Source organism: Microbacterium sp. LWO12-1.2, from assembly GCF_040675875.1.
Lineage (GTDB): Bacteria > Actinomycetota > Actinomycetes > Actinomycetales > Microbacteriaceae > Microbacterium.
In genome coordinates this window covers 905985-917451 of sequence record NZ_JBEGII010000001.1, presented here as the reverse complement: position 1 = coordinate 917451, position 11467 = coordinate 905985, and the positions used below count along the sequence as shown (strand labels likewise).

Annotated in this window: 10 protein-coding genes; 5 read left to right on the top strand and 5 right to left on the bottom strand. The window is 69.5% G+C overall.

The features are described from left to right. The first annotated feature begins 28 nt into the window (after window positions 1–28). From MRBLWO12_RS04280 to MRBLWO12_RS04270, 3 genes are all read left to right on the top strand, one after another. Complete coding sequence (locus MRBLWO12_RS04280; RefSeq protein WP_363553031.1) at window positions 29–613, top strand: hypothetical protein; 585 nt, start codon at window positions 29–31, stop codon at window positions 611–613. A gap of 95 nt (window positions 614–708) precedes the next feature. Continuing rightward, window positions 709–1413 carry a YcnI family protein gene (locus MRBLWO12_RS04275; protein WP_363553029.1) on the top strand — a complete coding sequence of 235 codons (705 nt, stop codon included), beginning with the start codon at window positions 709–711 and terminating at the stop codon, window positions 1411–1413. A gap of 89 nt (window positions 1414–1502) precedes the next feature. Continuing rightward, entirely contained in the window at window positions 1503–3125 is a 1623-nt protein-coding gene (locus MRBLWO12_RS04270; RefSeq protein WP_363553027.1) for a Mur ligase family protein, read from the top strand. 7 nt (window positions 3126–3132) lie between these two features. Here MRBLWO12_RS04270 and dxr read toward each other — a convergent pair whose 3' ends face one another. Both dxr and MRBLWO12_RS04260 read right to left on the bottom strand, forming a co-directional pair. After that, on the bottom strand, window positions 3133–4218 hold the full coding sequence (dxr, locus tag MRBLWO12_RS04265; protein ID WP_363553025.1) for a 1-deoxy-D-xylulose-5-phosphate reductoisomerase: 1086 nt from the start codon (window positions 4216–4218) through the stop codon (window positions 3133–3135). Window positions 4219–4261: 43 nt separating this feature from the next. Then, window positions 4262–5218: an FKBP-type peptidyl-prolyl cis-trans isomerase gene (locus MRBLWO12_RS04260; RefSeq protein ID WP_363553023.1), complete on the bottom strand. Its 957-nt coding sequence runs from the start codon at window positions 5216–5218 to the stop codon at window positions 4262–4264. A 123-nt stretch (window positions 5219–5341) separates the two neighbouring features. Between MRBLWO12_RS04260 and MRBLWO12_RS04255 the strand changes: the two genes are divergently transcribed. Further along, complete coding sequence (locus MRBLWO12_RS04255) at window positions 5342–6121, top strand: lysophospholipid acyltransferase family protein (RefSeq protein WP_363553021.1); 780 nt, start codon at window positions 5342–5344, stop codon at window positions 6119–6121. A gap of 29 nt (window positions 6122–6150) precedes the next feature. Here MRBLWO12_RS04255 and MRBLWO12_RS04250 read toward each other — a convergent pair whose 3' ends face one another. Continuing rightward, on the bottom strand, window positions 6151–6648 hold the full coding sequence (locus MRBLWO12_RS04250; RefSeq protein ID WP_363553019.1) for an OsmC family protein: 498 nt from the start codon (window positions 6646–6648) through the stop codon (window positions 6151–6153). A gap of 85 nt (window positions 6649–6733) precedes the next feature. Here MRBLWO12_RS04250 and MRBLWO12_RS04245 point away from each other — a divergent pair, with 85 nt between their 5' ends. After that, on the top strand, window positions 6734–7729 hold the full coding sequence (locus MRBLWO12_RS04245) for an asparaginase (RefSeq protein ID WP_363553017.1): 996 nt from the start codon (window positions 6734–6736) through the stop codon (window positions 7727–7729). A gap of 30 nt (window positions 7730–7759) precedes the next feature. On the opposite strand, the gene MRBLWO12_RS04240 is transcribed toward MRBLWO12_RS04245, so the two are convergent. Beyond that, complete coding sequence (locus tag MRBLWO12_RS04240; protein ID WP_363553015.1) at window positions 7760–10591, bottom strand: FtsK/SpoIIIE domain-containing protein; 2832 nt, start codon at window positions 10589–10591, stop codon at window positions 7760–7762. 58 nt (window positions 10592–10649) lie between these two features. Next, the gene (locus MRBLWO12_RS04235) at window positions 10650–11453 is read right to left on the bottom strand and encodes a PP2C family protein-serine/threonine phosphatase (RefSeq protein ID WP_363553013.1); all 804 of its coding nucleotides are present in this window, start codon (window positions 11451–11453) and stop codon (window positions 10650–10652) included. Window positions 11454–11467: the final 14 nt, after the last annotated feature.

The following is an 11467-nucleotide window of genomic DNA, read 5'->3' as shown; positions in this document are numbered from 1 at the left end:
ATCCGCCCGGCAGCCGTAGGCTTGTTCCGTGACCTCTCGGCAGCTGCGACTGATACGTGCCGTCGCCGTCTCCGCCGCAGCCACGCTGATCGCCGCCGTGTCGCACACGATCGGTGGCGGGGCGGCTCCGCATCCGCTGCTCATCCTCGCCGTCTCCGCACTGATCACGCCGCTGTCGGCCCTGCTGATCGGGGTGCGCCCGTCTCGGGTCCGGACGGCGGTGACCGTCCTGTTCGCGCAGGCGGCATTCCATGTCGTCTTCCAGGTGCTCGGCGCACCGACCGCCGATGGGGCGCCCGCCGCGGGAACACACGCGCATCATCTGGACCTCACGCAGCTCGCCACGGCACCCGCAGCGCCGACTCCGAGTGCGGCGATGCTGGGCGCCCACATCGTCGCCGCCGTGCTCACGATGTTCCTGCTCTGGCACGGGGAATCGCTGCTCCGAGCGGTGAGCGATTGGGTGCTGGCATTCCTGCGCTCGATCGCGATCCTCACCCCGCCCGATCATCGCCGCCCGTCTCGCCTCGTCTCGACACTCGTCCCCTTGACGGACGCTGCTCTCACCGGCGCCGTCTCGCGACGCGGCCCCCCGGCTCTCCTGCGCGGCTGATCCGCCGCACGAGCCGCGCCCTCCCTTCCGAGGACGCCATCCCCGCGGAAGCGCGCCATCGGCGCGCCCGTCACCCCTAATGCAGGAGAAAACAGATGTTCCGTTCCACCATGTCCCCCACCCCCGCACGCCCGCACCGGACAGCCCGCCTCGCGGCCGCTGTCGTCGGAGGAGCGCTGCTCGCCGTCGCCGTACCTTCCCTGGCCAGCGCGCACGTCACCGTCAGCCCGGACGAACTCGTCGCGGGAGACCACGGTGTACTGACGTTCTCGTTCTCGCACGGATGCGAGAACTCACCCACGACCGCCCTGCGCATCACGATGCCTGAGGGCCTCGCCTCCGTGTCGCCGACGCTGGACGGAGACTGGACGATCGACGTCGAGCGCGGCGACGACGGCCTGGTCTCCGCGGTCACCTACACGGCGCTCTCGCCGGTTCCGAGCGATCTCCGGGGTGCGGTCAGCATGGGTGTCGGCCTCGACGAGGACACCCCGGCCTCGCTGGCGTTCCCCGTCGAACAGAAGTGCGTCGACGGCACGACCGAGTGGACCCAGATCGCCGAGAACGGCGAAGACCCGCACAGTCTGGACGCGCCCGCTCCGGTGGTGACGGTCGACGCGGCGACCGGAAGCGGCCACGGCGATCACGAGGACGCCGACGCGAACGCCGCCTCTGACGGCCAGTCGCCCGCCGCTCCCGCGGTGGAGAGCCTGTGGGGCACGATCCTGGGTGCCGGTGGCCTCGTTGCCGGCCTCGCGGCTCTGGTCGTGTCCGTCCTCGCCTACCGACGCAAGTCCTGACCATCCGGCACGTCTCCTCTCCGGTTCCGTCGGATGAGGGGACGTGCCGCACCGGGATCGCGGCGGCGACATGAGATCATGGATGCGACATGTCGATTGAACAACAACCGAGCCTGCCTCCCGTGCTCCGCCCCGCGAACCCGCCCCGGCGTGAGCTGTCCGAACTCGTTTCCCGATTCGCCCGAGAAGTGCGCGGCGAAACGACGGGGATCACCGTCACCGGCATCACTCTCGCCACGGCAGATCTCCGCGCCGGTGAGGCGTTCGTCGCGATCCAAGGCGTCAACCGCCACGGAGCCGATTTCGCCATCGCCGCAGCGGAGAAGGGCGCCGTCGCGATCATCACGGATGACGCCGGCGCCACAATCGCGCAGGACGCCGGACTTCCGATCCTCGTCGTGGACGACCCGCGCGGAGTGCTCGGAGATCTCAGCGCCTGGGTGTACGGCACCGGTGCCGACGATCCGCTGCCGTTGCTGTTCGCGACCACCGGCACGAACGGCAAGACGAGCGTCTCGCACCTGCTCGAAGGCATCCTCGACCAGATCGGAGTGGTCACCGGGCTCTCTTCGACGGCCGAGCGTCACATCGCGGGCGAGGTGATCGTCTCGCGGCTCACCACGCCAGAGGCATCCGAGTTCCACGCGCTCCTCGCGTTGATGCGCGAGCGCGATGTCGAGGCCGTGGCCGTCGAGGTGAGCGCCCAGGCCCTGTCTCGTCATCGCGTAGACGGCATGCACTTCGATGTCGCCGGATTCACGAACCTCAGCCACGACCACCTCGACGACTACGCCGACATGGAGGAGTACTTCGAGGCGAAGCTCCCCCTGTTCCGCCCGGATCGTTCCACGCGTGGCGTCATCTGCCTGGACTCGCCGTCCGGCGCGATCGTCGTGGAACGCGCCGAGATCCCCGTGGTGACCGTCGGCACCCCGTCGATCGCCGCCGACCCCACCACCGCGGAGAAGGCCGACTGGGTCGTCGTGATCGACGACGAACGCGCCGCCGGAACCACCTTCACGATGACCGGCCCACTCGGCTCGCTCACCACCACGGTCCCGGTCATCGGACCGCACATGGCGGCGAACGCGGCACTCGCGATCGTGATGCTGCTCGAGGGCGGATATGCCTGGGAACGTATCGCCGAGGCCCTCGAGCGCGACGGAGGCATCCGCGCCTATCTACCTGGACGTACGCAGCTCGTCTCGGGCGACACCGGCCCCGCGGTCTTCGTGGACTTCGGACACTCCCCCGACGCTTTCGAGAAGACTCTCGCTGCCGTGCGCCGCGTGACACCCGGCCGGGTGCTGATGCTGTTCGGAGCCGATGGCGACCGCGACGCGAGCAAGCGCTTCGACATGGCGCGCACCGCCGTGGAGGGCAGCGACATCCTCGTCGTCACCGACCACCACCCCCGCTTCGAAGACCCGGAGTCGATCAGAGCGACGCTCATCGCCGGTGCCCGCGCAGCACGCCCTGACGCAGAGATCCACGAATACTCGCCGCCAGAGCGCGCGATCGTGGCCGCGGTCGGACTCGTCGGCGACGGCGACGCGATCCTGTGGGCAGGGCCAGGGCACCAGGACTACCGCGACATCCGCGGGGTGCGCACGCCGTACTCCGCCCGCGAGCTCGCCCGTCGAGCGCTGCGCGCGGCAGGATGGCCCGTGCCGGACTCGCACTGGCCCGTCCCGTATCCCGACGAGGACTGAGCCGCGCTCAGTCTCCTGCGGCGATCAGGCGGTCCGCCTTCTGGCGCGCCCACATCTCGACTGCGGCCAGCGATTCGACAGTGAGCGAATCGGGAGGCTCGTGGGCATCCACCACGCGGGCGATCGTGTCGACGATACCGAGGAACGTGAGCCGCCCCTCATGGAACGCATCGACGGCCTGCTCGTTCGCGGCGTTGTACACCGCGGGGAATGTCCCACCGGCACGTCCGACCGCCTTCGCGAGCGCGACCGACGGGAACGCCTCGTTGTCGAGGGGTTCGAAGGTCCAGGACGTCGCGGCGGTCCAGTCCAGGGGCCGACCGACGCCGCCGACGCGATGGGGCCAGTCGAGGCCGAGCGAGATCGGCAGGCGCATGTCGGGTGGCGAGGCCTGCGCGATGGTCGATCCGTCGATGAACTCGACCATGGAGTGCACCACGGACTGCGGGTGCACCACGACGTCGATGTCCTCGTAGGGGATGTCGAAGAGCAGATGCGCCTCGATGACCTCGAGGCCCTTGTTGACGAGAGTCGAGGAGTTCGTGGTGACCATGCGGCCCATATCCCACGTCGGGTGCGCCAGCGCCTCTGCCGGGGTCACCGATTCCATCTCGGCCCTGGAACGCCCGCGGAACGGCCCGCCCGACGCGGTGACGACCAGACGGCGCACTTCTGCGTGGGTGCCGCTGCGCAGGGCCTGAGCCAGCGCAGAGTGCTCGGAGTCGACCGGCACGATCTGACCCGGGGCGGCCGCTGCGAGCACCAGCTGCCCGCCGACGATCAGTGATTCCTTGTTGGCGAGCGCCAGCGTGCGACCGGCCTTCAGCGCCGCCAGTGTGGAGCCGAGCCCGATCGACCCGGTGATCGCGTTGAGCACGACATCGGCATCGACGTCACGGACCAGCTGTTCGGCCTCATCAGCACCGAGCGCCGTGTTCTCGACGCCGAACTGGGCCGCCTGCTCGTCGAGCAACTGGCGGTTGCTCCCCGCAGCGAGCCCCACGAGTTCGAACCGGCGGGGATTCGCGCGGATGACGTCGAGCGCCTGTGTGCCGATGGAGCCGGTGGAACCGAGGACAATGATGCGACGCATGCCGCCAGCCTATGGCACGCCCTCGGTTCCGCTCCTGCGTCTACTACTGCTGGACGGGAGTCGTGGCGAGGATGTCGACGACGAACACGAGGCTCTCCTTCTGGAGCTCGTGGCCCTCGGTCGCGCCGTAGCCGTCAGCCGGAGGCATCACGACGATCACCTGTGAGCCGACCTTCTGGCCTTCGAGTGCGAGGCGGAATCCGGTCACGACGCCGCTGGTCTGGAACTGCGTGGGAGCAGCGTCCCGGCTCCAGCTGGAGTCGAACTCCTCGCCGTCGGACCACTTGACGCCGCGGTACTGGACGACGACGAGGTCACCGGCACCGACGGTCGCGCCGTCGCCCTGCTTGAGGACGGCGACCTCGGTCTTGGTGGGCGCGTCCCCGTCCGGGATGGTGATGGTCGGGGCGCCGTCATCGTCGAGCTCGACGGTGGGGAACCCGGGGGTCGGGTCGACCGGCGTGCCGGTGGCGACCTCGGGAAGGTGCTCGACCGCTTCGGCGTAGACGACGACGTTGCTGGCGCCCTCGCCGAGAACGCTGCCGGGCAGAGTCAGCACGACCTGGGAGCCGACCGGCTCGCACTCGAGTGCTGCGACGAACAGGGACGACTGGTTCGTGTCGAGCAGGACGGGGAGAAGCCCGCCTTCCCCGCGGGCAGAGGAATCCAGCACCTCTCCAGAGGTCGCATCCACGATCTGGTACTGCACGGAGACCAGGTCGCCGACACCGATGTCCTCGCCGTCACCGGCCGCGACGATCGTGCGCTCGACACCCGCGAACGGTGCATCGGCGGGGACGGTCACCTTGGCATCGGCACCCTCACCGTCGACGACGACGGCGTCGGAGGTCGCACCGGGCTGAGCGTCGAGGGCGCAGCTGCTCGATGCCGTTGGCGTGGGCGTGCTCGAGCTCTCGGGCGAGGCGGTGCCGGAGCATCCTGCCAGCAGAAGGGTCGCCGCAGCGACGGTGGACAGGACGATGAGCGGACGCTTGCGCACAGTGAGACCTTTGGATCGCGATCGGGACACCCCATCCTCCCCTATTCCCCTTTGCTCGCGCTGGGAGACGCGGCGCGATTCTTCATTCCAGCGAAGGCATGAATCCCGGAGTAACCTGCTCTGATGACCTCTGAGCAGTCCGTCGAGCCCGAATCCTCATCAGAGGAGACTGCGAAGCCTCGTCACGCCGGATTCACGTACACGCTCGGACGCGGCCTGATCACTCCACTCGCCCGGCTCGTCTACCGGCCTCGGATCGAAGGTCGCGAGAATGTGCCCCCCTCCGGCCCGGTGATCTTCGCGAGCAACCATCTGTCGTTCATCGATTCGATCGCGATCCCCGTGGCTGCTCCGCGGCCCGTCCACTTCCTCGCGAAGTCGAGCTACTTCGAGGGCACCGGCTTTCGCGGATGGATGAGCAAGACCTTCTTCGAGTCGATCGGTGCGATCCCCGTGCGGCGGGGCGCCGGCCAGGCCGCGCTCGACGCGCTCGATCTGCAACGCCAGCTCCTCGACGAAGGTCTGACGGTGGCGCTGTATCCCGAGGGCACCCGCTCCACGGACGGACGCCTCTACAAGGGGCGTACCGGCGTCGCCTTCCTCGCACTGCAGACAGGGGCACCCGTTGTCCCGGTCGGCCTGGTCGGTACCGACAAGGTCATGCCGGTCGGCGCGAAGATGCCGACACTGAAGGAACGCATCACCGTGCGGTTCGGTGAACCCCTCGATCTCTCGCCGCACGGTCCGGCCACCAGCGGACGGGCTCGCCGCCTCGCGACCGACGAGATCATGGCGGCGATCCACGCCCTCTCCGGCCAGGAGCTCGCCGGGGCCTACAACGAGGCGCCGGCGCAGGGAACGATCGAGAAGATCATCCAGGCGCTCCCCCACGAGCGCCGCTGAACAGCAGCCCGCTCTGACCCTCGACCCGCTCAGACCTGAGCTGTCACCGTCGCTTCGTGACGCACGGGGAAGTTCATCGAGTTGGCGATGAAGCACCACTCGTTGGCCTGCGCGTGGGCGTGCTCTGCCGCCTCGATCATCGACGCATCGGCAACCACGACTTCGGGGCGCAGCATCACCTCGACGAATGCGCCACCGCCCGCTCCGTCCTCGCGCATGAGCCCTGTCGCCTGATCGCGGTACGACACCACGACGACGCCCGCAGTGACGCAGGCATGCAGATACGAGAGCAGATGACATTCCGACAGCGACGCGAGCAGCATGTCTTCCGGGTTCCACCGCGTGGCATCGCCGCGGAAAGGCCTGTCCGCCGAGGCGAGCAGGTCGGGCTTGCCCTGCACCTCGATCGTCACGTCGCGTCGATAGTCACGATAACCACTGGTCCCTGACCCGCTGTTCCCCGTCCATGTGGACGTGAGTGCGTAGTGGTGCTCGCCGAGAACATGAGGGGTGTGCTGTGCCGCCATCAGCCCAGTCTGCCACCGGCGTGCGACAACCGGCACACACGGGCGCGGGGACTGTGAAGACAGGAGCCGACGGTAGGCTGGTCCGGTGCTGGAGACTCTCACCGTTCAGGAATCCGTCGAACTCGCCGTCGTCGAACGCAGCGGCTTCATCGAGTCCCGTCATGCGGGCGCGGCAGTCGTGCTGTCCGCAGACGGCGAGGTGATCGCTCGGCACGGCAATGCCGACGCGTTGATCCTTCCGCGCTCCAGCCTCAAGCCTCTGCAGGCCGTGGCATGCATCACCGCCGGCGCGGTGCTGGAAGGCGAGCAGCTGGCCCTGTCGACGGCGAGCCACACCGGAACCGATCGTCACGCGAACACGGTGCGCGACATGCTGACCGAAGGCGGTCTCACCGAGGATCACCTCGGCTGCCCGCCCGCGTGGCCGAGCGACACCGCCACCCGCGACGAGATGGTCCGCGAGCACGGCGAACCCGCACGCGTGCGGATGAACTGCTCGGGCAAGCACGCGGCGATGCTGCGCGCCTGCGTCGCGACCGGCTGGGCGACCGACGGCTACCTGGATGTGGCGCACCCGTTGCAGGCGCACATTCGTGACGTGATCGAGCGTCTGACCGGGGAGAAGGTCGCCCACACTGCCATCGACGGCTGCGGCGCCCCCGTGTACGCCTTGACCCTCACCGGGCTCACCCGCTCCATCCACCGCATCGGCACCGCCTCCGACCGCTCGCCATTCGCCCTGCACCGTGTGGCCGGCTCCCTGGTGCGCGCGGTGCGCGAGAGCCCGTGGACGATCGAGGGCCCCGGTCGCCCCGACACCATCGCCACCGAGAAGCTCGGCGTGTTCACCAAGGGCGGAGCAGAAGGTGTCATGGTGATGGTCGCACCGAACGGCACGACGGTCGGCCTCAAGATGCTCGACGGCGCACCGCGCGCCTCCACGATCGTCGCCGCGACGCTCCTCGCTCGCGCCGGCGCCCTCGGCGAGGCGGATGTCGCCGGGCTCGCTGCTGCTCTTCCGCTCTCGGTACTCGGCGGTGGCGTCGATGTGGGCGTCATCCGCCCCGGTGCCGGGATCTGATCCGCTGACCTCCCGCCCGCCGCAGGTCTGTCACGAACGGGATGCGTCATCCGTCCGGTCCGCACGCCTCTGCCTGCGGGTGAGGCGCTCGGATACCTGCCCTGTCGTCGGTTCGCTCGTGTTCCCCGTCGTCGGCGCGAAGGCGGGGACGACCACCCGGCTGACGGCTTCCTCACCACGCACCGCCCACGCCCTTCCCGCGTGCGTCCGCGCATACGGGGGCAGGTCCCTGACCCCGGCCAGCTGGCGCAGGTCCACAGGATTCTCGGCGCGGAACAGCACCTCGCCCTCCGCGCGCACTCGTCTCCACACCGAGGGACTGCGCTGCCAGGTCTCGGCGTCGGCGACCAGGATGGCTCCGCCTCTCTCCGCACGCTCCCCTGGTTCGAGCAAGAGCACCTCGCGTTCGGGATACTCCGCTCGCAGACGCGCGACAACGCGCGGCGCACCGGGGCTCACGATGCCGCAGTCGGCGCGTCCAGGACTCCACCGCGGCTCGAGCGGCGTCGGTCGCACGGCGCCGGTGCCCTCGACCCAGGCGAACTGCACCTCCCGTTCGCCGATGCGTGCCCGGCCCGGCGGACGGTCCGGGCGGAATCCTGAGCTCTCTCCCCCGGCAGCCAGGTGCTCCACGCGACTCGGCATCCGCAGGAGGGCGCGTCGAGGCACGGCCTCCAGGAGGCGTCCGACGCCACCGGCGGCCCGTGCTGCCGTGATCACGAACGTCGTCTCGCGACTGCCGCGCAGGAGCTGCTCCACCCTGCGCAACCACTCCTGGGCGTACTCCGGCGGCAGTTCGGCCACGGTCCGGTCGAGGTCATCGCACAGAACCAGGCTCGGTAGCCGCGCGGCGCCGGTCGACCAGGACGAGACGGCATCCCACGCGGCCTCCAGGTCCTCGGGCATCCACACCGCCTGAGGATGTTGGGCGGCCAGCACCCGCAGTGCCGATGTCCGACCGGACGCTGGTGCACCGAGGATCGCCAGTCCGCGGTCCGCCCCCGGTCGCAGCAGTTCCGCCGGCTGCGACTGCCTCTCGGGAGTATCGGCCAGGCCGAGGAGGAGGGCGTCGGGCGACGGCGCCGCCCCCGATCGCACGCGGTCGAGCGGAAGCAACGCGGGAAGCGCCGGCTGCCAGGGACTGGGCGGCTGTCGCGCAGACCGCCACTCGCCGGCGACGCGGCTCACATCTGCTGCCGCCGTGAGTGCCACCCGGAGGATCTGTGGTTCGGGGTCCTGCGGCCGCCTCACGAAACCCAGCCCTCGCGATTCCGCTCCCCCGGTGAGTTCTGACGCCTGCGCCGTGCCGATCACGAGCCGACTGTCAGCGGGCTCGGCGACGCGCAGGCTGAATCGCAATGGACAGTTCGCGGCGAGAGCGTCTCGCACGACGCCCGATGCCCGCTGAGTGCCGAGGATCAGATGCATACCGAGCGCGCGGCCTCGTGCCGCGACGTCGGTGAAGACCTGCCCGAGATCCGGATGCTCCTGCAGCAGAGCAGCGAACTCATCGATCACGATCACGAGTCTCGGGATCGTGATCTCGCTGATGTCGCGTGCGCCCACGGCGGCCAGCAACGACTCTCGTCGACGGATCTCCGCCGTCAGGCTGGACACGCCCCGCCGCGCACCCTCCTGGTCGAGGTCGGTGATCACCGCCGCGACCTGGCGGAGCGCGCGCAACGGCTCGAACGCCGTGCCGCCCTTGAAGTCCGCGAGGACGAACGACACGCGATCCGGGCCGTTCGCCGTCGCCATCGCCGTCACCCAGGTGACCAGGAACTCGCTCTTGCCCGTGCCTGTGGTCCCCGTGACGATCGCATGTGGCCCGTCCGCGACGATGTCGAGCACGACCTCGTCCTGGACGGAGCGACCGATCGCGGCGGGCAGCCCCGGATCCCCCCTCCGCTGCGAGAGCTCGTGCAGGGCAACGAAGGCGGGGACGTCGTCGAGGTCTTCGGTGTCGTCTCGGCCGTCGCGTCCGATCTGCATGATCTGTTCGACCGAGAGGGCCTCCAGCGCGATCGCGTGCGAACCCGCCGGCGTGCGAATGGTCGCGCGACGGATCTCATCGACGTCGATGACGGTGGTGATCCCCTCCGGAACCTCAGCTCCGGACGGCACCACCCAGACTGCGGCGTCAAGGGCGACGCGGGCGTCCCCCTGTGCGGAGATTCCGACCCGGAACCCTCCGCGACGCGCGGAGCGAGCGTGGGGCAATGCGGCCAGGCCATGTTCATCGAGGCGGTCGCCGACGAGCACGAGCTGCGCCGCGCTGAATCGAAGGCAGAGCTGCGCCACGAGCGCCCGTGCGACCGCGGCGCTCTGCGGCGCAGGACCGCGTATGCAGACGCCCCGGCCCAACGGCACACGGACCGGTGCCTCGTCGAGGATCCCGCAGCGCCTTTGGAACACACGCGCCCGTTCGCCCTCACCGCCAGTGGTTCGGATCCCGGTCGGGATCGAGCCGCTCCCGACCACCAGTGGCGTCGTACCGTCCGGTCCGTCCGCCCCTCGAAGAGGTGGGTGTGCAAGGCACCTGGCGACGTCCGGATGGCGATCCCACAGGGCCCCGCGTTCTTCCTGCTGCCGCGCCCTGAGCTCCTCCTCGGCCGATTCCCATGCGGTGGCCGCCTCTGCGGCGCCTCTGCGGCGATCACGCCGTCGGGTGCGCGCCCCGTCCAGCACTGAAGCCGCGATCATCAGCGGACCGAGTGCGGCGAAACACAGCGCATACAGCGACCCGGAGACCAGCCACAGCACGACGCCTGCCGCAACCGGCACTACCGCGGCGACGAACGGCAGGGGTGCCCGCCGGGTGGGAGGCGGCGCGGAGGGAAGAACGATCGGTGCAGGATCCATGTCCTACATTCGACCCCGGAGATCGCCTCGGATCCCGCTCTTCCACAGCCCAGGAGGGCTATTCGACCGTGTCTGTGAGTGTGGAGGAAGACTGCTCGGGGTCGCCTACCTGGACGATGATCAGCGTCACGTTGTCGCGACCACCGTTCTCGAGCGCCGCGGCGAGCATCGCGTCGACAGCCGGCCCCGGCTCGGCGTGCTCGCGAAGGAAGTGCTGGATGCCGTAGTCGGTGAGCTCCTTGGTGAGCCCGTCCGAGCAGATCACGAACCGGTCGCCCGCACGGACATCGATCGTGATGTAGTCCGGAGCAGTCAGCTCGCTCGCGCCCACGGCACGGGTGATCACGTTGCTGTACGGATGACCTTCGGCCTCTTCGGGGCTCAGCTTGCCCGCCGCGATCAGTTCCTGCACCACCGAGTGGTCGGTCGTGACCTGAATCAGCCGGTCGTCGCGCAGCAGATACACGCGGGAGTCGCCGATGTTGAGCGCGACCCATTGCGGCTCATCCTCGGCGAGGTCGAGGAACACTCCGGTGAGGGTCGTCCCCGTGCCCTCATCCGTCGTCTCGGGGTGATCGGCGATATCGCCCACGGCCTGCTCGAGCGCCGTCTCGATGGCCGGACGCGTCACGGGCCCCCCTGACACCACAGCCTGCAGACGCGAGACGGTGCTCTGGCTGGCGATCTCGCCACCCGCGTGCCCGCCCATGCCGTCCGCGACGATGAAGAGGGGGAAATCCGCGAGGAACGCATCCTGATTGTTGTCTCGGCGGCGCCCCTGATCGGTGACTCCCGCCCAGGAAAGCAGCAGGCGGCGCTGCGCAACCGTGACGCTGCGCGTCGTCGTCGTCGTCTCAGCCACGTGCTGCCTCCGAT

What these genes read in the sequence shown, in the direction of transcription:
- MRBLWO12_RS04275 (WP_363553029.1), top strand. Translation starts at nt 709, where the DNA reads ATGTTCCGTTCCACCATGTCCCCCACCCCCGCACGCCCGCACCGGACA.
- MRBLWO12_RS04270 (WP_363553027.1), top strand. Translation starts at nt 1,503, where the DNA reads ATGTCGATTGAACAACAACCGAGCCTGCCTCCCGTGCTCCGCCCCGCG.
- dxr (WP_363553025.1), bottom strand. Translation starts at nt 4,218, where the DNA reads ATGCGTCGCATCATTGTCCTCGGTTCCACCGGCTCCATCGGCACACAG.
- MRBLWO12_RS04255 (WP_363553021.1), top strand. Translation starts at nt 5,342, where the DNA reads ATGACCTCTGAGCAGTCCGTCGAGCCCGAATCCTCATCAGAGGAGACT.
- MRBLWO12_RS04250 (WP_363553019.1), bottom strand. Translation starts at nt 6,648, where the DNA reads ATGGCGGCACAGCACACCCCTCATGTTCTCGGCGAGCACCACTACGCA.
- MRBLWO12_RS04240 (WP_363553015.1), bottom strand. Translation starts at nt 10,591, where the DNA reads ATGGATCCTGCACCGATCGTTCTTCCCTCCGCGCCGCCTCCCACCCGG.